Genomic DNA, 24407 nt, shown 5'->3' on the forward strand with positions numbered 1-24407 from the left:
ATGACCGCAAAAATCACTGAGTTGGCATAAATGGTGCTCTCCATCCATTTTCAGTTTGAATAAGTTGAAAGCCAAGGACTGTCTCCTCTGCATACTTATGCGTACCAGAATATTTCGTTAAAGTGACTACTCCCTCGCCTTTCGAATGAACCTTAAATTCCATTTTTTTAAATTGCCTAATATCTTCTATAATCTGATGCTCTCCGCTCATGTATTCATCTTTAGGTATCTGCAGCCGCCCTTCATCCTTAATATACAATTCATACTGCGTTTCATAATCCTTTAGCTGAGCTGAATAGTAATATAACCCCACAAATTCCTCAGGAGTAGCCCCTTTTAATACGCTTTGATCATGTGTTCCAGCAAATGACTTATATAAAGCATGCACTCGTTGGACAAATTTATCATCCACTAGAGTTGCTTTACTTGTTAAATAATCCTCCTTCCCTTGAATTCTCCATATATCATCATTTTCAAGATGAAGAAGTAAATCGTAACTAACTTGATTTCCTTTTTCCTGACCAATATAGGTCTTTAAGTATTGATTGTCCTGGATTAGATAGTCTTTATTAAAGTATAAATTTTTGGCACTGTCTCCAATAATATTCCTTAGAGTTGGATTCTTTAAAAATTCCTCTTTATCATTTTCATTTTTAAACGCACTACTCATTAATTCCCACATTACTTCATAGTTATTTTCACCATCAGCATAATGATATAAAAGGGTAATATCTATGGGGCTAAATCCATGTAATACTAATGAATCTAAATTTTCGTTGAATTTTTTATATAACTCATGTACACCATATAGCGCATATGGTGTTTCTATGCTTACCTCTTCTCCATCCGGTAGTATAGAAAACCAATCTAATTTGGTTATATCAAGTTCATCACCTAACGCCATATAGTAATATTCTCTCAGCTGCTCTATGTCTAATCTTTTATACGTTTCGTTGTATTTCCAATCACTTGCATTCATAGATGCAACAACTGGCTTCATTAAGGTAGCTATTGGAGATACTCCTGGGATATTAACTAACGATTCCCAAGCCATTCGTGTGTCCATATTAACTTCATTGTTTTCATTAAACATTTCGCTTGTTTCTGATGGAAAAAGAATTGCCTCAGCAAGATCAAAGTAATAATTTTCAAATCGAGAATGCATAACTGTATCTTCTGTGGAATTTAATAGAATAAATTCTATTTCTGCTAAATAGTATCCAAGGAGAGATAATTCTTGCTCCTCTAGTAAATAAGCTATGCCATAAATACCCGGAATTGAATTATATAATGATAAATAGCGCGACTCATTTTCGTCTAGAACAGTGAAAAGATCTCTTGTAAATAAGGCCCAATCAGTTTCAATTCGAAATGCTGTTCCTTCTGCATTAACTACCAATTTTAATCCCTGTTTAGGTAATACTTCAATCATATTTTGTATTTCTTCAGGCATATTATATCGATTCGCAATTAGAACATGCTCGCTTAATCTACCATCGTGTTTTGCAATATTTAGAGCTTGTTCATTGTCCCGAAGTATTAGTTCATAGATATTAATGAGATGTTCAGATTTCGCAACAAAATCATTTATAAAACTAATACTTTGTATTGCATCTAATTTCCCTTTACTTTTAAATTCCTCTACCATTTCGGATGGAAGCATTAACCCATCAATGGCCCTTTCATATCCGTCTTTTATAGACACGTCATCATTTTTACCCTCCAATGTACCTGGACTTATTTGTGCCGAGAAAATATTGTCTGCATATTGAACAAATTCGATGTTAGCAAAGTCGTCTTCATCCATTTGAAGCATTTGCTTACGCTTTAACCGTTCTTCTTTATATTGTTTTTCCAAATTCTTAATATCATCTTCGCTATTTTCTTGATCACTTGTTGTAACATCATTAGAATCATTTAGAAAAGTTGTTCCCAGAATCCCAATGATAAATACGCTTGCTAAACTCACTGCCCACACTGTGATTCGCTGCCGTTTGGTTCCTTTATTTTTCTTTACTATTGGAGCTACATATTTTTCATTTTCTATTTTCTTTAGAATTTCATCAGTATCTACAGATGAAGGCAATCGATCATAGGATGATTTTAAAAGGTTTAGGCGTTCTTCTAAATGTTTATCGTCCATGTTTAACTCCTCCATTCATTTGTAATGCCGATTTTAATAATACCTTTGCTCTCATTAAACGTATTTTTATCGTCGATAAGGGTACATTTAATACTTCTGCAATTTGCTCGTATGATAAATCATGAAAGTAAAACATTATGATAGGATGACGATATTTTTCATCCAATGATTGAATGGCATCATGGAGTTCTCGGTCTTCTTCAAAAACTAAAACTCGGTCTTCTGCGGATTTCGACGTATAATTTAATCCAACTTCATGTAGTTTCTGTTCCTTTTCTTTTTCTTTTGTTTCTTTTCTGTAATAATCCCTTGCAGTATTTAATGTGACTTTGTATAACCATGTCGTAAACCGGTCACGCTGAAATTGATGTAGAAATCGATACAGCTTTACAAAAACTTCTTGAGTTACATCTGGAATGTCATAGACCCGAACGCCACACTGAAATGCAAACTTTTCAATGGTCCTGTGATGTATATGTATGAGTTCTGTATATGCTGCTTTGTCCCCCTGTTGTGCTCGTTCTATTAACTCAAGCTCTAACATAGTCCTCCCTCTCTCTCTGTTGCTCTATTGGTGATACGAAAGATTGTTCTAGATTGTTTCACAAATTAGTTTACATTTCCTATAAATCCTCGTAAAAAATATGACAGGCCTATTAAAGGAGGAATTATCGTGACAAACCGAGATCATTTTGGATCTAAAATTGGATTTATATTGGCGGCAGCCGGAAGTGCAATCGGACTAGGTGCTATTTGGAAGTTTCCTTATATGGCAGGTACAAATGGAGGTAGTGTGTTTGTTATCCTGTTTATTCTATGTACTTTTCTTATAGGTCTACCTATATTGCTTGCGGAATTTGTTATAGGAAGAAAAGGCCAAGCAGATGCTGTGAGTAGCTTTAAAAAGTTGGCCCCCGGAAGACCATGGTTTTTAATAGGTTGGGCAGGTTTTGCATTTTCTTTTATCATATTATCATTCTATAGCGTTGTTGGAGGCTGGATTTTATCATATTTGTTCCGCGCAATTACGTTTAGTTTAAACGGTAGTAGTGAAACATTCTTTAATGACTTGTTTAATACAGTTATTTCAAATCCATGGGAGGTAGTAATCGCTCAAGCAACTTTCATCCTTCTAACTATTTGGATTGTAGCTGGTGGGATTAAAGGAGGAATTGAGAAAGCAAGTAAGTGGATGATGCCACTATTGCTGATTTTCTTTGTAGTATTAACAATTCGGTCTCTTACATTAGACGGTGCTATCGAAGGAATTAAGTTTTTATTTGTACCAGATTGGTCATACTTTACATGGGAAACAGCTTTACTTGCTTTAGGACAGGCTTTCTTCTCTTTAAGTGTTGGTGTTTCTGGAATGATTACTTATGCGTCCTATTTACCGAAGGAGACAAATTTAAGTACGTCCGCACTGAGTGTGTCTGTCTTGAACATAGGAATATCCATAATGGCAGGACTTGTTATTTTCCCAGCAGTCTTTGCATTAGGCTTCTCACCCGATGCTGGACCTGGTTTAGCGTTTATCATTATTCCAGCTGTATTTGAACAAATTATTTTCGGTCAATTTTTCTTAATTTTATTCTTTATTCTACTATTGTTTGCAACGCTTACTTCTTCCATCAGTATGTTAGAAATAGTTGTATCAATTGGGATTAAATCTAAATATGATAGAAGGAAACGTGCTGCATGGATTTTCGGATTCCTTATCTTCTTAGTTGGAATTCCAAGTGCCTTATCTTTTGGTGTACTATCAGACGTTGATGTCCTAGGTATGTCGATCTTTGACTTTGCCGACTTCCTAACAAGTAGTATCGGACTACCGCTAGGTGCATTATTTATTTCATTATTTGCTGGTTTCCATTTTTCTAAGCCCACGCTAATCCATGAGCTTAGAATGAATGATTTTCTTTTGAATTCTTGGTATGTTATCGTCCGTTTTGCAGCTCCGATTGCCATACTAATCGTTTTTATCCAAGGTGCCATGAAATTGTTAATGTAAAAATTGTACTTTTTCTGACATTTATATCAAAAATACTAAGAAAAATTGTGTTATAATAATAAAATAATTAAGACAGGGGTTGATGAAATCATGAAGAAAGATTTACATGAGCAATTACGTCAATTAAGAGAAGAGCGTAATATTACGCTAGAAACTCTTGCGTTGAAAACAAGAATTGGTACTGGGAAGCTAGAAGCATATGAATCAGGCGCAGAAAAGCCATCAGTACAAACAATATTGAAATTGTCCAATGCACTTGAAGTTCCAGCTTCTAACTTATTAGACGGTCTACAAGAAGTTTAATGATTATATAAAAAAAGCTTTCGGCATTAAAACCGAAAGCTTTTTCATTTTATATAATACATTTCATTTCATACTTTAACGCGATCAACTTGTAAGATATATCCATGCATTTTTCTAATGGAATCCATTCTTCAAAAGAATGTTCATAAATTTCCTGAATTCGCTTTGCCAATTCAGATGGGTGATCAATGTCTTGCAAATATGCGACTACATCTGCCGTTTCTGTATCATAGGCATTTTCTCCAATGTGGAAAGGATCCCATTGTTGTAATGTCCATACTGCTCTTCTATTCATTTCAATTGTGTCCATTTAAATTTCACCTTACTAGTTTTATTAGATAGGGTTATAATAACATAATAAATACAAATTGAAAGGGGAAATTACTTTGTCTATATTTTCTACTGTTTTAAATCGAAGAAATACATATTCAGCAAAATGGGATATGTTAGAGCAAGTATATTCTATCAACGATGCTTCTGAAGTACTCCCTATGTGGGTTGCGGATATGGATTTTGCCATCCCTTCTGTTATTATTGAGGCTTTACAAAAACGTATGGAGCATCCAGTGTTTGGTTATTCTATGGCACCTGAAGAAACAAAATCATCCCTTACTAAATGGGTTGCAGACAAGCATCAACTTACTATAGAAAATGAATGGATTCTGTTTCTTCATGGAGTCATTCCTGGAATAGCAGAGGCAATTGAAGCATTCACTGAGGTTGGGGATAAAGTTCTTATCCATACACCTGTCTACCCTCCATTTTTGAGTGTCCCTACAAATTTAGGTAGAGAAGTGGTAACTAGTCAGTTAATAGAAAAGGATAATTCCTATGAGATGGACTGGGAATCATTTGAAGACTGTTTAAAAAATGATGTGAAAGCTTTTATCTTATGTAATCCACATAATCCTGGTGGAAAGGTATGGAGTAAAGATGACTTAAGGAAAATAGCTACACTTTGTCAGCAATATAATGTATTAGTTTTGTCCGATGAAATTCATTCGGATCTCATTTTTGAACCAAATATACACACCCCTATGCTTAATGTGGCTGAAGATCCAAATAACATCATCACTTTTTTTGCTCCAACAAAAACATTTAACTTGGCAGGAATTCAAGCTGCTGCTATGGTTGTTCCGGATGAGCAAAAACGAAAAGTATTAGACAATCTTAAGATGACCCGAGGATTCATGGGTTTAAATATATTTTCACTAACAGCACTACAAACCGCCTATGAACAAGGAACTCCTTGGTTAGAGGAATTATTAGATGTATTGACAGTAAATATAGATTACGTGGTGGAGCATCTTTCGAAATTAGAGGGCATAAAAGTTACCAAACCAGAGGGTACATATTTACTTTGGATAGATTATCGTGGGACAGGTCTTTCAGAAAAAGAAATGATGGATCGTCTATTAACAGTTGGAAAGCTTGCTCTAGAGCCTGGCACAAAATACGGAAAAGCTGGAGATGGATTTTTGCGGATGAATGTGGCTTGTCCACTCTCTACTGTTGAAGATGGAGTAGCGCGCTTCGTAAAATCACTTCAATAGATATGGTTAGAATGCCTATATCTGCTTTTAAGAAAAGTGTAAGCACCCTTTTGGCAGATGCTGGTCGTGACTGACGTCACGAACAGCATCTCTTTTTTTAGGTAATCTTATGGCATTTATCTGTCCATCGCCCTCCTACAACTCTTAGAGACATGTTAGAGCCTTATTGGACAACTAGAGATAAGATACTTTCTAATTGATAGAATAAGCTCTCGAAGATGCAATTTCGTTCGCTATTTCGCTTCTTTATTGGGAAAACACTTACTACCTCTCATTATTTCCACTAGTAGAAAAGAAAATCTGCTTTCTCCATTTATTATTTGATAATAGCATTTCTAATTCAAAAGCAATTACAAATAATTTTATTACTCTCTAAAATCTAAACAGTCTTATCATTTTAGCGATAAGCCATGCTACATCTTATAGTGGAGTACTACAAACTAATTGATTGTAGTGAAAGGTGGCGTCTCCAGCGGGAAAAGCGAGAAAGTCGAGACCCCGCAGAGAGCGTAGCGAATGAGGAGACTCGGCCTCGCCCGCGGAAAGCGTCCTCCTGAAACGAAAATCACCAGTATTATCATTCTTAAAGTGCCATTAATTCTGTGCTCACCGTAAATTATATATACTTTCTGCTTATCTCTTAAAACACTAAAAGACCTCCCAACAAGGGAAGGTCTTTTAGTGTTTTCATTTTATACTGTTGCCAATTACAGAAACTATTATTTAAGTTTATCTTGTTTTGCTTGCATAATTCTTTCTTCTAAAACTTTTGCTTTTTCTGCATCTTTTTTAGATTTCTTTAGCAGCCATCTAAAAACGACTACACAAAGAACTAATAAAACAACTAATTCGATTACTACAGGTATATATTCCGATTTATCTTCTGGAAAATACAAAAAAGCTAGATGTAAAAACGAAAACATATATACACTCCTCTAATTATTTCTGTACAATTTCGATTGAATCTATAGTAATATCTACTACTGGCTTGTCATTAGCATCAGTCTCTACCGCTGCCATTTGGTCCACTATCTCTAAACCTTCAATCACTTGTCCAAATACCGTATGTTTTTGATCAAGGGTCGGTGTACCCCCCATCTCCTCATAAGCTTCAGCAATTTCCTTTGGCCATCCACCATCGATCAGTTGCTGCGCTGTAGCTTGGGCATCAGATGCTTGGACGATGAAAAACTGACTACCATTTGTATTTGCTCCTGCATTTGCCATCGAAAGAGCCCCTCTAATATTAAAGAGATTCATCGAAAACTCATCCTCAAATTCTGCTCCGTAAATGCTTTCTCCACCCATCCCAGTACCAGTTGGATCTCCACCTTGAATCATGAAATCTTGAATAATTCGGTGAAATATAATTCCATCATAATAGCCATTTTCTGCATGTGTTAAGAAATTCTCCACTGTTTTTGGTGCTAGATCAGGGAATAGTTTAATCTTAATTGGTCCCATTGATGTATTCATTGTAACTAAAGCTTCATTTGAAGCAACCTCTTTAGAGAGTTGTGGATACATGATTGTCTCTCCTTCTTGCCCAGTATCAGTATTTACAGTAGAATCTTCTTTTTCTACCTCTTCCTTCGGTGCACTAGAATCATCTGATCCACAAGCACTTAAAAAACAAATAGTTGTTGCTATTCCTATAAGTAATAATATTTTTTTCATGAATTATTCACCCCAAATTAGTTTACCATAACAATACAACATAATTCAGTGACAAAGTATCTAACTTTCTTCGACACACTAAATGTTCTATACTAGTAGTAGAACAGCTACGCTCCCATAGAAAGAAGGGATTTCAATGAGCGTACAAAAACGAAATTTTACGATCATGTGGTTTTCTAACTTTCTAGTTTCGGCCACCATGACAATGATAATGCCATTTTTATCATTATATATAAATACGATGGGTGATTTCTCGGAAAGCTATGTACAAAAGTGGTCCGGGCTTGTATTCGGCGCTACATTTGTGTCTGCATTTTTAATGTCACCTATTTGGGGAAGAATAGCCGATAAATATGGATATAAACCAATCTTAATCATTAATGGATTTGGGATTGCATTTAGTGTATTGCTAATGGGCTTTGTCAATTCAGTTGAAGCCTTCTTTGTCCTTCGTTTATTTATGGGGATTGTTACTGGATTTATCCCTACCTCCTTGGCCTTCATAAGCTCACAAACTCCAAAGAATATAGCTGGAAAAACGATGGGTACATTACAAATGGGAAGTGTTTCTGGTACACTATTCGGCCCCATTATTGGTGGTTTTTTAGCAGATACATTTGGTTTCCAATACACATTCATTATTACAGCATCAGCCGTTTCCCTTGCTGCGTTAATCGTATTATTTGGTATACATGAAATTCGCAAAGAGAAAAAAGCTGGTGATCATGAATATTCTAGAAAGACAGTTATTTCAAGTATATTTCATCATCGTCTCATCTTAAATGTTCTAATGATTACCTCGTTGATACAAATTGGACTGTTTAGTATTCAACCTCTTTTATCTTTATATGTTTCTCATTTAACGAACTCTAAAGAAGTTGCGCTCCTCGCGGGAATTACCTTTAGTGCGACTGGAGTCGGTAGTCTATTATTTGCTAGAACTTGGGGTAAACTAGGTGATTCGATTGGATATGAAAAAATACTATCCTTTCTTTTAATTCTTGCGTTCGTGTTTATCATTCCCCAGGCATTCGTCTCAGAGCTATGGCAATTAGTAATACTACGTTTCTTATTTGGCATAGCCTCCGGTGGGCTAATACCAATTACTACTGCTTTAATCCGTAGGGAAGCTCCGATTGAGGTTCAAGGTGAACTAATGGGCTATAATACAAGTTTCCGCTTTTTAGGTAATATTATAGGACCAATGTTTGGTGGATTTATTAGTGGATATATTGGTATTTCATCTGTCTTTTTTGTTACCGGTGCATTGTTCTTAATCGCATTTACCATCATATACTTCGCTAGAAAGAAACCTCGCATAGATTTTGAGGATGTATTAATAGAAGAAGAAATGCATGCAAAGTTACCTTGAAGATAGCACACTTTCAATACCGAAAGTGTGCTATTCTTTTTATTAGATTATTGGAATTGGAGTGCAACTTATGCGTCAGGCAATTGGATATATTATTGTTCTACTATGCTTCCCGCTCATTTGGATTCTATATTCGTTTATCCATAGTGAGATTTTAACTGCCACAGAATTTAGTGATGATTTAAAAGAAGCTATCCCGCTTCATACACCAGTAATTACTTCACCTATCGTTCTTTTAGATGAAAATAAGGAAGTTTTCTCGGAGGATTATGTCGAGTGGCGAGATCCACTGCCATTAGAATCTATCCCACTCTTCGTACAAGAAGTGTTTATACAAAGCGAGGATGTAGAGTTTTATAATCATATTGGCTTTGATTTCAGTGCTATTTTCCGTGCCGTTTTTGCAAATGCAGCGGCCAATTCAAGCGACCAAGGTGCAAGTACAATTACACAGCAATTAGTAAGGCTACGTTACCTATCAACAGAAAAAACGTATGAACGGAAAGTGACAGAACTAATCTACGCATACGAGATAGAAAAACAATCGAACAAAGAAGAAATTCTAGAAAATTATTTAAACGAAATATACTTTAGCAACCAAGTATATGGAATTGGTGCAGCCGCAACCTATTATTTTGGCAAACCGTTGAGTGAATTAACTGAGGCGCAACAAGTATTTATTAGTGCTATTCCAAATAACCCGTCTGTATATAATCCATTGACAAATTTTGATGCTACTAAAAAGCGGCAAGAATTGTTGATTGATATTTTAGTGAAAAACGATAAAATTTCTACAGATCAAGGGAATAAGTTAAAAAATGAGTCTATCGTTCTTCAAACAAAAACAAAAAAACAGTTATATCCCGTTTATAGTACGTATGTTTTAGACGAATTAAAGTCTTTGATCCGTATTAATGAGGGATTTCAAGAGAAAATAGAATCCGCTGCCAATGAACAGCAGGCAGTATTTTTCAAAAATGAATTACAAACTCGTGTGAATGAGGTAATTTCTCAAGGTCTAATTGTTCATACCGCTTTAGACCCTAATAAACAAAAAGAAGACGTAGCATATATTGATAATCTTTTAGACAAAACAAAAGATTTACAAGCTGCTTCTGTTGTCATTAATAATGAAACAAGAGAAGTTGTCAGTATGTTTGGTGGGAGGGATTATAGAAAGTTTGATTTTAACCGGGCAAATCAAGCAGTGCGACAACCTGGTTCAGCTTTAAAACCCTTACTTGTATACGGTCCAGTTTTTGAAACTACTTCCTTAACTCCTAACAACGAAATAAATGGAGGTAAATTATGTATTGCGAGTTATTGTCCTCAAAATTATGGAGGAGCCGTATACGGAAACGTTTCCCTAAAACAAGCTTTTCGTTTTAGTCATAACACCCCTGCTGTTCGTCTACTCCAAACAGTGGGAATTGAAGAGGCATTTGAGAAATTAGAGCAATTCCAGTTTAATCATTTATTAAAAGAAGATCATACCTACTCTGCGGCTCTAGGTGGTTTGACAAATGGAGTAACAGTACTCGAGATGGCGGATGCTTACTCAGGTTTTATTGATGGAATGTATAAACCCGCTCATGCTATTCGTAAAGTAACAAACAAGAATGGTGACATTCTGTATGAGTGGAAAGAAGAAAAGATAGAAGTATGGTCTCCTAAAACGGTAAATATAATGAGAGATTTGCTAGGAGATGTTGTAGTGAATGGGACCGGAAAAGGAATAAATGTTAATTCTTCTTATGTTGGGGCTAAAACAGGTACGACTAACGATTATTATGATTACTGGGTTACTGGACTTACAGATACTTATACATCAGCTGTATGGATTGGCTATGATATGCCGCAAAATATGAAACAAATTGAATCTAAAAAGATTCACCATAAGATATTTAATCAAATAATGAATTGAGAATAAAGTAAGTAGGTTCATGAAATTATTTATGTGGGTCTTATTAAATGTCATAACAATATTGATAGGCAAAGGTATTGTCAATTGTATTATTGATGGCATTTTTGGGGGTATCTTTTGATCCGGATAATTGTGAATTCAATTCTTTACAATGATAAGAAGAGTTAACGAATGTTCTTTAAAGCAGCAGTTTGGTGTTTTTAAAGTAAACAAAAAGGTGGCGTACAATGAAAAAGATTGCATTGATTGGTTCAGGAGGGTCAGGGAAGTCTACTCTCGCAAGGAGATTAGGGAAAAAATTGAACATAGAAGTTTATCACTTAGATGCATTGTTTTGGAAGCCAAATTGGACGCCAACGTCAAAAGAGGAACAAATAGAGGTTCAAAATGAATTGGTTAAAAAAGAAGAATGGATTATTGATGGGAATTATAACGGTACAATGGATATAAGACTGAATGCAGTAGACACCATTATCTTTGTGGATATCAATAGGGTAATATGCATCTATAGAGTTTTCAAGCGGATGGTTCAATATCGTGGAAAATCAAGACCAGATATGGCTGAGGGCGTCAATGAGAGGTTTGATTTTGACTTTCTGAAATGGGTTTGGGAATACCCTAAAACAAAGAAACCTGTTGTTTTAAAGAAACTTGAACGATTACCCAATGATAAGAAAGTCATTATTTTAAATTCTCCGAGAGAAGTACAACTTTTTTTAGACAAAGTTAATAATGAGTTTTAGCCTTAAATGGCTCAGCTTTCTTGAAAGTAATAGATTCAGCTCTATACATTTTTCCATCCCAACCATATTTAACTTTCAGACTGCCTATACCCGCTTCAGGAATAGTTACAAATACTGTTGTATAGCCAAAAAGAACACCATTTTCAGGTTTATAATCCTCCGTTGAGCCTAATCCAGGAGGGTCTTCAGAATATTGATAACCAAATTTTAAATAGTCCACTACGTATTTCTTTTTACCAATTAAAACAGTAATCTCATCGCCTTTTCGCTCCATTTTTACAAGTCTTTTTACTGCATCATTAATGGATTCAACTGGCACTTCTTCGTATCTCGTATTAGGGTCTCGTACTTGATTTAACACATGTATTTCTTTTGTAGAAATTCCAGAACCTGCACCAGAAATCAATGCGACTATAACATCTTTTAGTCCATCGCCATTAATATCTTCATAAAATAATTTAGGGGCAAACTTAGAATTATACCAATTTGGAAAGTTGTATAATAATTCACCGCCAATGCTGTCCACTCCACCGCCAACTTGCACAGTGAAGTTTTTAGTAGTCATACTATCTATTTTATCAGCAATTAAAAAAATATTTTCATACCACACATCAGATATAATGTGTGACGTTACAACTCTCTGAACAGCAAATGCTTTTCCTGTTTGACAAACTAAAATCACTATTACTAAATATACAAAAAATTTCTTCATTGTTTTCACTCCTTTCATTTATGATTCCCAAGAGTAATATAATTTTACTACTATTTTCTTTTTCCTTTAATTTCCCTCAAAGACGAGTTCTAATTCTGTATTCGAAAAGGGGAAAAGCTGGAGATAACTTCAATTTCTAACGGTTAGTTTATGAATGAATAAGTTAAATGGAGGTAGAAAAATGTTATTATTATGGCAACTTTCATTATTTATTTCAATTTTAACTTTACTGGTAGGTGTTGTTAAAAAGTCTTGGATATTCTTACTAATTAGTACAATTACATTCATACCGATAGCATATTATTTTTCAGGAGCAAATAATGCTTGGAAATATGTTGGTTTGACCCCTCTCATACTACTTGTTCTAACGATATTAATTTGGTTCATAAGTAAAAAAAAATAAGCTTAATTAAAGGTTAAACCCCAAACGATTGTTTCAACGTGAACTGTCGTTTTTTCAAAGGAGTAGGATTGTTGCAGACGAGTTGATAAAGAAAGAAGGGTAATAACCATCCTTTGTAGAATTTATGAGGTAAACTACAGGAGGAAAAGGGAAATGAGACAGATTATTGCAATGGGTGGCGGAGGTTTTTCTATGGAGCCAGAAAACCTTTTACTTGATAAATACATTTTAGCTCAAGTTAAGAACAATTTACCGAAGATATGTTTTATTCCAACAGCTAGTGGAGACCAAACAAATTATATTGAGAGATTTTATAAAGCATTTAAGACTCTTCCTTGCCAACCTTCTCACTTATCATTATTTGAGCCAGAGTTTATTAACTTAGAAAGCTATGTTCTTGAGCAAGATATAATCTATGTGGGCGGTGGAAATACCAGAAATATGCTTATCTTGTGGAAAGAATGGGGATTAGATAACGCTTTGAAAAAGGCATATGAAAAAGGGGTTATACTTGCAGGCTTAAGTGCTGGTTCAATTTGTTGGTTCGAGGAAGGATTAACTGACCCATTGAATGCTCCTTTGTATAAGTTGGATTGTTTAGGACTCTTAAAGGGTAGTAATTGTCCTCATTATGATGGTGAGAATAAAAGAAAGCCTTCGTATCATCAATCAATCTTAGCAGGAAATATAAAAGAAGGTTATGCAGTTGATGACGGTGTGGCTCTTCACTTTATAAATGAAACATTATCTGCTTCTGTAAGTTCTAGGCCAAGAGCAAAGGCATACTTTGTTAAATGTGTAGATAGTGAAATTAAAGAAACCGAGGTGAGTACAAATTTCTTGGGCAGATAATTCGATTCCCTTTTTAAACTTCCTTGAAATAAAATACTCAAAATCTTATAAAATTGCATTAAAAAGAAACTGAGAAAAAACTTTTTAAAAAATGGCATAGCCTTCTGAATGAATATTTATTTCATCTAGCGCTCGTTTTGCACTATATGGATGGCTAACGGGTTCGTTAGTTTAGGAATCGCTTTCAGATATAATGAATCATTTTTTATAAAAAAACAATAAACAGGCAACCTCGTATTTTGATCAATTTTTGTACAAAATTCGAGGTTTGTTTTCCCTAGAAATTGAATAGTCCCCAAATTTAAATAATCTATTTATAAGGTTATTGCAAGATCTACTATTTCTCTAATAACAGATGGTAGTCTATCTGAATTATTAATAACAAATAAATGATCTGCTTCCTCTTCAGTAGGTTCTATTATATCGCCTGTATTAGTTTCTTCCTGTTGCCTAGAGAGTACATCATCAAAAGTAGAAGCGACTCTTAATATCTTTGTACTACGTAGACTTTCAGCGATTCTCTCTTTCAGAATGTGATCTGGGAGTTCAAAATTTACGAGGATACAAGTAAAACCTTGTTTTTGATAATATTCGATTAGTCTCAAACGTCCTCTGCGATTGCGATTTGAGTTGCAAAGAATAAGATGACAATTGGTCTCATGAACTGCATGATTAACAATCGTTTGTGTAATGGCATATTTTATCGTGTTACTCCCCTGCTTTGGCAATAGGGATTGGTAATACGTATGTAGGAACTCGGCATGATTATCCTGGTCAATCACAACTGAGTTCGCAAGCTCTTTTTCTAAAGCTCCGGCAAATGTCGTTTTGCCACTATGCGTTTTTCCTACAGTTATAATGGCTAATCTTTTCATCAGAAAACTCCTTCCTTTTATTCGTAGGACTTAAAATATTAGATAAAGAATTTTAGTTAGAAGGCAGATACTCTCGCCATTCCTTCCATGCTTCAAGGTAAGCACCTAAGTCATGAGGATGGACTTTTTTACAAATCCCAATACGGGTATATAATTGAAAAAGAACCTCTTCCAAAAGCATTGAATTATCAATTGAGCTATCTTGATTCAATACTTTAAAAGAAGAAAATAATGTCTCTAAATCGAAATCGTCTGGAGAAGAGCAAAATGCGTATGTAAAATCATAAATCTTGGGACCTATTAGCGGTGACGGATCAATAATTCCATTCAGTTTATTGTCATTAAATACGAAATTATGAACTCCAGCATCTCCGTGAAGATAATACTTCTCTTCCTGATACTCATAAGTATTTAGTTTATTTACTAAAACTTCTACACGACTATGTTCTTCGCTTGAAAATGAATCCCCAATATTAGCTTTAGCATATTCCAAGCTTTCAAGATTAAAATCTGCCCATGAGTTTCTATTTATCCCCATAACCCTACCACGACTGACCTTCTCATCTGCTTTTTTATATTGATTGAACAGCTCCTCAACTATGATAGTCATCCAATCTAATTTAGATCCTCGATTTATATGAGTATCTCCAAAAATATACGAGTACACGATGAATTCATTGTTTTCGTCTGTATAATAAACATTTGGCAACAACTGTACATTCCTATAAGCATTAAGAAAATCCTTAGTTGTAGTAATAATTTCAGGTCGATCTTTTTTCAATACATATAATGGCTTCTCTCCATTGGATAGGAGATATATAGTTCCATTTGTAGTACCACTTTTTATTTGTTTATATTCTATATTCTCTTCTTTAATGATGCCCTGGTACTTAAGACGGTTTATGATTTCATCTATTATTTCCATTTCTAAACCTCACTTATAATTACGAAATTTTCAAATAATTAATTCGATATTTGTCTACCAGCTTGAATCTACAAGTCTAGAAATTATTAGATAGATACCAATCATATGCTCGTTTTTCTAATTTATTCACATATTCTTTTTTAGCTCTACTGTAGTCTCTTGTATCATTATATTTGGAAGATAGGTCTATTTTTAATAGGTTATACATCTCTACTTCTGCGGGATTAGATCGTAAATAATCTCGAACGACTAAGTGACGTTCAATTTGAGTATTATCGAATTGATACATATGAATGTGATGTGTTCGATTTTCGCCGCCCTTCCGATATAGCATTCTACCTTCGATGCCCCACTCACCTGCTACATCATAACCTTCAGCATGTAATTGTTCATGGAAAGGCTCTAAATCATCTATACACTGAACAATGCCAATCATATCAATGACTGGTTTAGCTTTCATCCCTTTTACAGATGTGCTTCCAAAATGCTCAAAGTGAATATCAAGCGTACTAAAAATTCTCTTTAATCTTACAACTTCTCTTTCAAATTCTATATTCCATTCATCCGAGTAATCCGTCAATCTAATTTCCATTATAATAATCCTTCTTTCGTTCATAATTTTCATAAAGGAAACTTGGTGAAAAATTCACCAAAGAATACCGCGTCCGCCTGAAACGGAAATCAGCGGTATCTTTAATAGCATTAAAGTAATGGAAGACTTGCGACTATCCCATTATATAGTTTGATAATTATATATATAACGAGTGCAATGAGAAGACTCCAGACGATGATTTCAAACATGACTAATCCAAGTGTACCGACAAGACTCATTGAGTTGCTCAATTTATATACGACATAAACAAAATATATAAAAGTAGTTAACAAAAATATAATTAGTAATAATTGTATCGATTGAAATCCAACTAGAGAAATTACTGCCCCAATAAAAAATATTACAAAGCCTCCACGTGCCTGTGCCATAGTTTTTCCTTCGTAGTCCTTCGAGAAAAATAGCATACCAATTTCATGAATTGTCTCTGCAATTAATTTCAATGCAGAAAAAATCATAAAATAGATTAACGCCAGTATGATCAGTAGAAATAGTTTTAGTTCTAAATCTGAAAGAAATTCTCTCATTCCACTATATACACCAATTATCTTAAAAAGCTCTATAACTTTATTCATCGTAAATGTAGCAAATGATAAACTGAATAATACAATTGTAATTAGTGGTAAAAAGCCAAACACATAGGGGTTTTTCATATGTACTCCTTTGATAGACTGTTACTGTTATTTTTCCTTACTTGATATGACTGTTGTAGAAGCAAGTGAATTCTTTGTGACACTTTAAAATAACCTAGTTCTACTTATTTAACTATGCCTAAATATCATATCGGAAGAAAGAACCTATATGCAATAGTAACCATTACTTTCCCATGCAATTAATACTTATTTGCGTTATAATTTTAGGGATGCATTAAAATACATACACTTGAGAGGAGGATTCCCTTGTCCCTAATTTTTGCAATTTTCTTACCCATCTTAGCGGCTCTAGTGATTCCATTTTTATTCAAGAAGATTTCAAGTATCCATACAGGATGGTTTGTGTTAATCGTACCCGTTGTTTTAGTTGCGTTTTATGCAACATATATATCCGCCATTATGGATGGCTCCACATATTTAGACAAATTTGAATGGATTCCATCATTGGATATCTCATTAGTTTCATACATAGACGGGTTAAGTTTACTTTTTTCATTACTTATAACCGGAATTGGGGCATTAGTAGTTCTCTACTCTATCTTTTATTTAGATAAAGAGAAGGAGAAATTAGGTAACTTCTACGTTTACCTATTACTATTTATGAGCGCAATGCTTGGAGTTGTCCAATCAGATCATCTCATTAGTTTATACTTCTTTTGGGAATTAACCTCCATTTCCTCCTTCCTACTAATCGGATATTGGTATACAAAGGATCGTTCTCGATTTGGTGCTTTAAAATCGATGATGATTACTGTTTTCGGTGGGCTGATGATGCTAGGTGGATTCCTGTTACTAGGTATTATGGGAGAGACTTTCTCTATACGTGAATTAATCGAACAGGCTCCAACACTTGCAGGTCATGATTTATTTGTCTGGGCACTTGTGCTCGTATTAATCGGGGCATTTACGAAGTCTGCTCAGTTTCCATTTTACATATGGTTACCGGATGCGATGGAAGCTCCGACTCCGGTTAGTGCTTACTTGCATTCAGCAACTATGGTTAAAGCAGGCTTATACTTAGTTGCAAGATTCACTCCAATATTCGCTTTATCAGAAGTTTGGGTTTGGCTTGTAACTGGAGTAGGATTACTGACATTGTTCTGGGGCTCTGTCTTTGCAGTGAAACAAACGGACTTAAAGGCCATACTCGCTTTTTCTACAGTTAGTCAGCTTGGGCTAATCATGTCCTTGCTTGGTATTGGTTCTATCTCTTATCATGTTACTGGAGATTTAGTGACTACTTTTACATTCGCTTCTTTTGCAGCAATATTCCACTTAATGAATCATGCTACGTTTAAAGGCAGCTTGTTTATGATTGCAGGTATTATTGATCATGAAACAGGTACTCGAGATATTCGTAAGCTTGGCGGATTAATGAGCTTGATGCCTATTAGTTTTACGATCGCTATGATTGGTAGTTTCTCAATGGCTGGTATTCCGCTATTTAATGGATTCTTAAGCAAGGAAATGTTTTTAGATGCTACCCTTTCCTTACAGCATTTCAATGTACATTCTTTGGATTCATGGTGGATTTTATTTCCACTAGTTGCTTGGATCGCTAGTGTTTTCACATTTGTGTATAGCTTGTACTTCGTATTGCATACATTCCGCGGAAAATACAAGCCTGAGCTATTACCGAAAAAAGCACATGAAGCACCTTGGGGTATGCTTGTGTCTCCAGCTATATTAGCAATACTTGTGGTAGTTATATTCTTTGTTCCTAACTACTTTAGTAGTATTTTTATCAAGCCAGCTGTAGCTGCCATTCAACCAATAGCCTATCAACTGCCGGCAGACATTGGATTTAAGATTAAAGCATGGCATGGCTTTGACTCTGTAGCATTGTATATGACATTAGGCATCTTTTTAATAGGTTTCATCTTATACAAAACTATTGCTAAATGGGCTCCTATATACGAAAGGATCCCAGCTAAAATATCACTCAATAGGTTTTACGATGGACTGATGAACCTATCCGATAAAGGTGCAAATCGATTATCTTCTTCTTATATGACCGGATCTATTCGATCGTACTTAATGTATATGTTCGCTGCGCTTGTTATTCTATTAGCACTTACAATGTGGATAAAAGATGCATTTGTTATGGATCTTACTAATTTAGCACCAATACAATTTTTTGAGGTATTAATTTCAAGTGTATTAATCATTAGTACCATCACTATTTTAATCACCAAATCTCGACTAACAGCAATTATTGCTCTTGGAGCAGTTGGATATACAGTGGCGTTATTTTATATCATTTTTAAAGCGCCAGATTTAGCGTTAACTCAGTTAGTTATAGAAACTGTATCGGTAGCTCTATTTTTAGGTGCTTTCTATCACCTTCCTAAGATGGACAAGTATGAAAAAGGGAAAGAAGATCGTCGTTTCCGATTGAATAACTTCCTTATTGCTTTAGGTGTGGGTATCATGGTTACGTTAATAGCTATTGCTTCTCATTCTCAAAAGCTAGTCTCATCCATCTCTGAATATTACAAGGAAACCGTATATTCAGAGGCAGGTGGAGGAAATATTGTAAATGTAATTTTAGTCGATTATCGTGGCTTCGATACATTATTTGAAATTAGTGTACTTACTATTGCATCACTTGGAATTATCGGAATGATCACAGTTCGCCTAGCAAAAAAGAAAGGAGATAGAAAAGTTGAAAACAAATGATTTAATTATTCAAACGACCACAAAAGTAGTATTTTTCATCATCTTTCTATTCTCCATTCACATCTTTTTTGCCGGTCACTATACTCCTGGTGGAGGATTCGTAGGCGGATTAATCATGGCTAGCGCTATTGTTTTACTGATGTTAGCTTTTGATTTGAAAACTGTACAGGAAATGTTACCGTTCAATTACACAGTAGTTACTGCTATTGGATTATTAATCTCACTATTTACTGCAGCTGGTTCCATTTTTTTTGATGTTCCATTCTTCACTCACGTATACGATTACTTTAACTTACCCCTGCTTGGGGAAACCTCTATTCATACAGCTATGTTTTTCGATACAGGCGTATACTTAGTAGTTGTAGGAGTTACGATGACCATCATTCAAATGATAGGAGGAGATGAATAATGGAGATCCTGATGTCCATTTTAATCGGCTTTCTATTTATGGCTGCCGTTTATTTAATACTTTCTAGAAGCTTACTACGTATTATAATTGGCACTGGATTGCTTAGTCATGGTACGCATCTATTATTACTGACGATGGGTGGATTAGGCGGAAAATCTGCTCCAGTATTAGCGGATGGAATAACTGATTATGTTGATCCCCTGCCACAAGCACTTATATTAACAGCAATTGTTATTAGCTTTGGTGTAACTGCATTTTCGCTCGTTTTAGCTTACCGTGCCTATAAAGTTGTAGGTACCGACAATATGGATTTAATGAAAGGAAATGAAGACAATGATTAACTTATTATTATTCCCTGTCCTAATTCCTTTTCTGTTTGCTGCTGTTCTATTACTTTTCCCTAAAAAAGTGAAAGCTCAGCGAATTGTAACGATGATAGGTTTGCTATTTGCTTTAGCTTCCTCCTTTGTCTTGCTTTACAAAGTAAAAGTAGATGGTGTACAAGCGCTAACATTAGGTAGCTGGGCACCTCCATTTGGAATTACAATGGTTTCTGATATGCTTTCTGCATTATTGGTTACCTCTTCCCTAATCATCGCATTATTTGTAGTGTGGTATAGCTTCACTTCTATAGGGGAGGAACGAGAAAAAGCATTTTATTACCCTGCAATACTATTCATGCTTACAGGTGTAAATGGTGCATTTACTACTGGCGATATTTTCAATATGTTTGTATTTTTTGAAGTATTATTAATGTCCTCTTACGTTTTAATCGTTTTAGGAGGAGAAAAGCTTCAGCTGAAAGAATCGATCAAATACATAATTGTTAATATTGTATCTTCCTCTTTGTTTGTTATTACAGTAGGTTATTTATATTCGGTAGTAGGTACGCTAAATATGGCGGATATTTCTGTAAAGCTAGAAGAAATAGGAACATCAGGAATTGTCACAGTTATAGCGGTACTATTCCTTATCGTATTTGGGATTAAAGGCGGTATATTTCCTTTATTCTTCTGGTTACCAGGATCGTATGCAGCCCCACCTGTGCCAGTCCTTGCGTTATTTGGAGCACTGCTCACAAAAGTTGGAGTATATGCAATCATGCGAACGTATACCTTATTTTTCACAGCAGACGTTGGGTATACGCATAACTTATTAATGATTCTGTCCATTCTCACTATTGTAGTAGGGTGTATTGGAGCTCTAGCGTATTTTGATGTAAAACAAATTATTATTTACAATATCGTCATAGCAGTGGGTGTTATATTGTTTGGAGCCTCTGTGATGAATGAAAGTGGAATGATGGGGTCTGTATTTTATTTGATCCATGATATTCTCATTAAAGGTGCACTGTTCCTATTGATAGGAATTATTATTAAGATAACAGGAACTTCAGATTTACGTAAAATGGGCGGTCTTATGAAGCGCTATCCCATGCTCGCATGGAGTTACTTAATCGTTGCATTTGGACTAGCTGGTATTCCTCCTCTAAGTGGTTTTATTGGGAAGCTTTTAATCGTACAAGGTGGATTTGAAGGTGAGCTTTTATGGCAAAGTATCTTCATTTTAGCGTCAAGTCTTCTAGTTCTACTTTCAGCAATTCGTATTTTCATCTACGCATTCTGGGGTGAGGAAAAAGGAGAACATCTTATTAGTAAGAAAAAATACCGTCATTTATTGGCTCCAGCCATCACATTAGCTGGTATTACTGTCCTGTATGGCGTTGGTGCAGAATACTTGGTACCATTTATGGCTGACGCCACAAATGTGCTCCTCGATCCTTCTATATATGTTGATGCTGTTTTCGAAGGGGTGAAATAATATGGCTTTCCAAATTTTATTGAATGTACTAATCGCACTTACCTGGATGTTCCTATCAGTTTCTTTTAAACCTACGACGTTTATAGTCGGTTATTTACTTGGTCTGCTGATGCTTTTCATGCTTCGTAAATCATTTAGCTCTAGATTTTATATGGATCGTCTATGGGCCGTCATTAAGTTAGCTAGTCTATTCTTAAAGGAACTTGTGTTGTCCAACTTTTCTGTATTAAAGTTAATCGTGCAACCAACAATGCCTATTCGTCCAGCAATCTTCGCAATGCCAACGGTACTAGAACAAGATTGGGAGATTACCCTTTTGTCTAGTTTAATCACTTTAACACCAGGTACCGTAGTTATTGATATTTCAGATGATAATAAAACATTGTATATCCACTCTATAGATTTTGAAGATATTGATGAAGCGGTCGATTCCATACGCAATACGTTCGAAAAAGCCATTTTGGAGGTGAGCAGATCATGACAACCTTTCTATGGGTAATTGTAGTGTTAATCAGTTTATCTATTTTAGGCTTTGTTTATCGCCTTGTGAAAGGTCCTTCTACTCCTGACCGTGTTATTGCATTGGATGCTATAGGAGTAGGGCTTATAACGCTGATCGGGCTTATATCCATTCTTTTTGATACCGTCTTTTTCTTAGAGGTTATATTGTTACTAGCGGTTCTATCTTTTATCGGGACTGTTGCTTTTTCTAAATTCACGGAGAAGGGAGAAATCATTCAACGTGACCGTAATAGCTAATATACTTATCATTGCTACTATTTCTTTTGGAACCATTTTCATCTTAGTTACAGCTATTGGTTTAGTACGCCTACCTGATGCATTCTCACGAGCCCATGCTGCCTCAAAAAGTGCTACTTTAGGGGTAATGAGCATATTACTAGGAGTATTCCTTCATTTTTGGTTAATCGAAGGTCATTTCAATTCTCGTATTTTACTCGGAATTGTCTTTATATTCATCACAGGACCTGTTGGAGGCCATATGATGGGTCGTGCAGCTTACCTGTCAGGTGTAAAAATGTCCAATAAGACTGTACGGGATGATTTAGCCGAAGTGATTAAAAAGAAAAGAGAAAAGCTATAACAATAGGAAAGAGCATGTTTTGAAAAAAGAATTTTTTCAAACATGCTCTTATTTCATTCGGTGTCTATACAAATAATATTTAATTGCTATAATAGCAAACTATTTTATCAGATTAAACGTCTAATAAATGAAAGGAGAGCCAAAAAATGAAAAAATCCCGTAATAAAAACCGAAAACTTTGGATTGATTTAGCTTTTATTAGTATGATTGCACTTCTGAGTATAAGCCTTATCTTCCTCAGTCACTCAACAAAGAGCAATGCAAACCAACCTACCAACAACAGAAAAGCCCCTGAAATTACAAAAGAGGAATCGACTAAAGAATCGGCTTTTCCTGGAATACTTATTAAAACGGAGGTATCAAATGATAAATATTCCCCTTATTCAATACAATATCCACAAAGTAAAGTAAAATCATTTAATGCACAGATTAATAAATACATAGATGAACAACTTGATACTTATTTAATCGCCATGCAAGAAAATAAACGGATCGGTAGTAAAACTCCCGGAGAATTGAACATTGCGTTTGAAATATTTCCACATACATCAGGTTCTTATTCGTTTGTAATGATTACTGGAACTTATTTAGGTGGTGCAAATGGATACACAAGTTTTAACACGATTCATTTAAACACAGAATCTGCAAATATTATAAAAATTAATGACTTATTTGGACATGAAGAATCTAAACTTGAAAAACTATCATCACTTGTGCGAGATAGCATAAAAAAAGACCCAAGTTTAAAAGATAAAGTATTTGAAGAAGAGATGATGCTGGCTACTGAACCGAAGTGGAGTAACTTTGAGAAGTTTGCGTTAATAGAAGACACACTTGTTTTGTATTTTGATGAGTATGAAATAGCTAGTGGTGCAGCAGGCGCACCAGTTATTGCAGTACCACTTGCAGAGCTATCTGAACAGCTTGTTGCTCCTTTCAAACCTATTGTCTCAGAGGAAGTATTGCCGAAACCGCCTGTTGAAGAAGATACTGAGGATATTATAGAAGAAGAACAAGAAGATGAAGTAAACGACAGCATTGAGACTGAAACTCAAGTTGACGAACAAACTGAAAATGCGAAGAAGAAGCAAGTAGCCCTTACTTTTGATGATGGACCAGATCCAAAAGTAACCCCTCAGATTCTTGCAACTTTAGCAAAATATGATGCTAAAGCAACTTTCTTTATGCTTGGGAGCAGAGTAGAATTCTATCCAGAAATCGCGAACGATGTTTTGGAAGCTGGCCACGAGCTCGGCAACCATACTTGGACTCATGCAAACTTAACGAATATGACATCAGATGCAATCACACAAGAAGTTTCAAGAACAAATAACATCATCGAACAATCCACTGGCGAAACACCTACTGTTTTTCGTCCTCCATACGGTGCTTTTAATGATGACATGTTAAACGTTTTGAGCTTACCAGTCGTACTTTGGAACGTTGATACACTTGATTGGAAACACCGTGATGCTGCCCAACTACTCGCATCTGTGAAAAGCAGTGTTCATGACGGAAGTACCGTTTTAATGCACGATATTCATTTATCCACTGCCCAAGGATTAGAAAGTGTGCTTGAATATTTGACGAGTGAAGGATATACTTTTGTGACTGTTTCAGAACTTGAGTGAATAAAAGAA

At 35.2% G+C, this 24407-nt stretch carries 26 protein-coding genes; 16 read left to right on the plus strand and 10 right to left on the minus strand.

What is annotated here, in order from left to right; translation table 11 throughout:
- Positions 1–13: 13 nt before the first annotated feature.
- Both KD050_RS04190 and KD050_RS04195 read right to left on the minus strand, forming a co-directional pair.
- Positions 14–2143, minus strand: a complete 2130-nt coding sequence (locus KD050_RS04190) for a hypothetical protein (RefSeq protein WP_211894984.1) — start codon at positions 2141–2143, stop codon at positions 14–16.
- Positions 2133–2687, minus strand: a complete 555-nt coding sequence (locus tag KD050_RS04195; protein ID WP_211894985.1) for an RNA polymerase sigma factor — start codon at positions 2685–2687, stop codon at positions 2133–2135. The genes KD050_RS04190 and KD050_RS04195 overlap by 11 nt, the downstream gene beginning before the upstream one ends.
- A gap of 129 nt (positions 2688–2816) precedes the next feature.
- Here KD050_RS04195 and KD050_RS04200 point away from each other — a divergent pair, with 129 nt between their 5' ends.
- Together KD050_RS04200 and KD050_RS04205 are read left to right on the plus strand one after the other, a co-directional pair.
- Positions 2817–4154 (plus strand): sodium-dependent transporter, encoded by a 1338-nt coding sequence (locus KD050_RS04200; RefSeq protein ID WP_211894986.1) that lies wholly within the window; start codon positions 2817–2819, stop codon positions 4152–4154.
- 90 nt (positions 4155–4244) lie between these two features.
- On the plus strand, positions 4245–4457 hold the full coding sequence (locus KD050_RS04205; protein ID WP_211894987.1) for a helix-turn-helix domain-containing protein: 213 nt from the start codon (positions 4245–4247) through the stop codon (positions 4455–4457).
- 49 nt (positions 4458–4506) lie between these two features.
- On the opposite strand, the gene KD050_RS04210 is transcribed toward KD050_RS04205, so the two are convergent.
- Complete coding sequence (locus KD050_RS04210; protein WP_211894988.1) at positions 4507–4767, minus strand: DUF1871 family protein; 261 nt, start codon at positions 4765–4767, stop codon at positions 4507–4509.
- A 76-nt stretch (positions 4768–4843) separates the two neighbouring features.
- Between KD050_RS04210 and KD050_RS04215 the strand changes: the two genes are divergently transcribed.
- A complete protein-coding gene (locus tag KD050_RS04215; RefSeq protein ID WP_211894989.1) occupies positions 4844–6010 on the plus strand; it encodes a MalY/PatB family protein in 1167 nt (388 codons plus the stop codon).
- 719 nt (positions 6011–6729) lie between these two features.
- Here the strand turns inward: KD050_RS04215 and KD050_RS04220 are convergent.
- Complete coding sequence (locus tag KD050_RS04220; protein ID WP_211894990.1) at positions 6730–6933, minus strand: hypothetical protein; 204 nt, start codon at positions 6931–6933, stop codon at positions 6730–6732.
- A 16-nt stretch (positions 6934–6949) separates the two neighbouring features.
- Positions 6950–7687 carry a peptidylprolyl isomerase gene (locus KD050_RS04225; protein ID WP_211894991.1) on the minus strand — a complete coding sequence of 246 codons (738 nt, stop codon included), beginning with the start codon at positions 7685–7687 and terminating at the stop codon, positions 6950–6952.
- Between the two features lie 136 nt (positions 7688–7823).
- On the opposite strand from KD050_RS04225, the gene KD050_RS04230 reads away from it, so the two are divergent.
- From KD050_RS04230 to KD050_RS04240, 3 genes are all read left to right on the plus strand, one after another.
- Positions 7824–9059, plus strand: a complete 1236-nt coding sequence (locus KD050_RS04230) for an MFS transporter (protein WP_211894992.1) — start codon at positions 7824–7826, stop codon at positions 9057–9059.
- A 70-nt stretch (positions 9060–9129) separates the two neighbouring features.
- The gene (locus KD050_RS04235; protein ID WP_211894993.1) at positions 9130–10983 is read left to right on the plus strand and encodes a transglycosylase domain-containing protein; all 1854 of its coding nucleotides are present in this window, start codon (positions 9130–9132) and stop codon (positions 10981–10983) included.
- 227 nt (positions 10984–11210) lie between these two features.
- Positions 11211–11726, plus strand: coding sequence for a DNA topology modulation protein (locus KD050_RS04240; RefSeq protein ID WP_211894994.1), 516 nt, complete (start codon positions 11211–11213; stop codon positions 11724–11726).
- Here the strand turns inward: KD050_RS04240 and KD050_RS04245 are convergent.
- Complete coding sequence (locus tag KD050_RS04245) at positions 11710–12438, minus strand: hypothetical protein (RefSeq protein WP_211894995.1); 729 nt, start codon at positions 12436–12438, stop codon at positions 11710–11712. The two genes, KD050_RS04240 and KD050_RS04245, sit on opposite strands and share 17 nt — an antisense overlap.
- A gap of 181 nt (positions 12439–12619) precedes the next feature.
- Between KD050_RS04245 and KD050_RS04250 the strand changes: the two genes are divergently transcribed.
- Positions 12620–12841 carry a hypothetical protein gene (locus tag KD050_RS04250; RefSeq protein ID WP_211894996.1) on the plus strand — a complete coding sequence of 74 codons (222 nt, stop codon included), beginning with the start codon at positions 12620–12622 and terminating at the stop codon, positions 12839–12841.
- 153 nt (positions 12842–12994) lie between these two features.
- Positions 12995–13693 carry a Type 1 glutamine amidotransferase-like domain-containing protein gene (locus tag KD050_RS04255; RefSeq protein ID WP_211894997.1) on the plus strand — a complete coding sequence of 233 codons (699 nt, stop codon included), beginning with the start codon at positions 12995–12997 and terminating at the stop codon, positions 13691–13693.
- Between the two features lie 314 nt (positions 13694–14007).
- On the opposite strand, the gene KD050_RS04260 is transcribed toward KD050_RS04255, so the two are convergent.
- From KD050_RS04260 to KD050_RS04275, 4 genes are all read right to left on the minus strand, one after another.
- Positions 14008–14568 (minus strand): AAA family ATPase, encoded by a 561-nt coding sequence (locus KD050_RS04260; RefSeq protein ID WP_211894998.1) that lies wholly within the window; start codon positions 14566–14568, stop codon positions 14008–14010.
- A gap of 52 nt (positions 14569–14620) precedes the next feature.
- Positions 14621–15493, minus strand: a complete 873-nt coding sequence (locus KD050_RS04265; protein ID WP_211894999.1) for a protein kinase family protein — start codon at positions 15491–15493, stop codon at positions 14621–14623.
- 76 nt (positions 15494–15569) lie between these two features.
- Positions 15570–16085, minus strand: a complete 516-nt coding sequence (locus KD050_RS04270; RefSeq protein ID WP_211895000.1) for a GrpB family protein — start codon at positions 16083–16085, stop codon at positions 15570–15572.
- A gap of 110 nt (positions 16086–16195) precedes the next feature.
- Positions 16196–16756 (minus strand): DUF5366 family protein, encoded by a 561-nt coding sequence (locus KD050_RS04275; protein ID WP_211895001.1) that lies wholly within the window; start codon positions 16754–16756, stop codon positions 16196–16198.
- 246 nt (positions 16757–17002) lie between these two features.
- On the opposite strand from KD050_RS04275, the gene KD050_RS04280 reads away from it, so the two are divergent.
- The 8 genes from KD050_RS04280 (at position 17003) to KD050_RS04315 (ending at position 24398) form a co-directional block, all read left to right on the plus strand.
- Positions 17003–19435 (plus strand): Na+/H+ antiporter subunit A, encoded by a 2433-nt coding sequence (locus tag KD050_RS04280; protein ID WP_211895002.1) that lies wholly within the window; start codon positions 17003–17005, stop codon positions 19433–19435.
- On the plus strand, positions 19422–19844 hold the full coding sequence (locus tag KD050_RS04285; protein WP_211895003.1) for a Na(+)/H(+) antiporter subunit B: 423 nt from the start codon (positions 19422–19424) through the stop codon (positions 19842–19844). Before KD050_RS04280 ends, KD050_RS04285 begins: the two co-directional genes overlap by 14 nt.
- On the plus strand, positions 19844–20185 hold the full coding sequence (locus KD050_RS04290) for a Na(+)/H(+) antiporter subunit C (protein ID WP_211895004.1): 342 nt from the start codon (positions 19844–19846) through the stop codon (positions 20183–20185). Before KD050_RS04285 ends, KD050_RS04290 begins: the two co-directional genes overlap by 1 nt.
- Positions 20178–21665 (plus strand): Na+/H+ antiporter subunit D, encoded by a 1488-nt coding sequence (locus KD050_RS04295; RefSeq protein ID WP_211895005.1) that lies wholly within the window; start codon positions 20178–20180, stop codon positions 21663–21665. The genes KD050_RS04290 and KD050_RS04295 overlap by 8 nt, the downstream gene beginning before the upstream one ends.
- A gap of 1 nt (position 21666) precedes the next feature.
- A complete protein-coding gene (locus KD050_RS04300; protein WP_211895006.1) occupies positions 21667–22146 on the plus strand; it encodes a Na+/H+ antiporter subunit E in 480 nt (159 codons plus the stop codon).
- Positions 22143–22424 (plus strand): Na(+)/H(+) antiporter subunit F1, encoded by a 282-nt coding sequence (locus KD050_RS04305; protein ID WP_211895007.1) that lies wholly within the window; start codon positions 22143–22145, stop codon positions 22422–22424. The genes KD050_RS04300 and KD050_RS04305 overlap by 4 nt, the downstream gene beginning before the upstream one ends.
- Complete coding sequence (mnhG, locus tag KD050_RS04310; protein WP_211895008.1) at positions 22408–22767, plus strand: monovalent cation/H(+) antiporter subunit G; 360 nt, start codon at positions 22408–22410, stop codon at positions 22765–22767. The genes KD050_RS04305 and mnhG overlap by 17 nt, the downstream gene beginning before the upstream one ends.
- Before the next feature lie 146 nt (positions 22768–22913).
- Entirely contained in the window at positions 22914–24398 is a 1485-nt protein-coding gene (locus KD050_RS04315) for a polysaccharide deacetylase family protein (RefSeq protein WP_211895009.1), read from the plus strand.
- Positions 24399–24407: the final 9 nt, after the last annotated feature.

The organism is Psychrobacillus sp. INOP01 (assembly GCF_018140925.1).
In the GTDB taxonomy this organism is placed as follows: Bacteria; Bacillota; Bacilli; order Bacillales_A; family Planococcaceae; genus Psychrobacillus.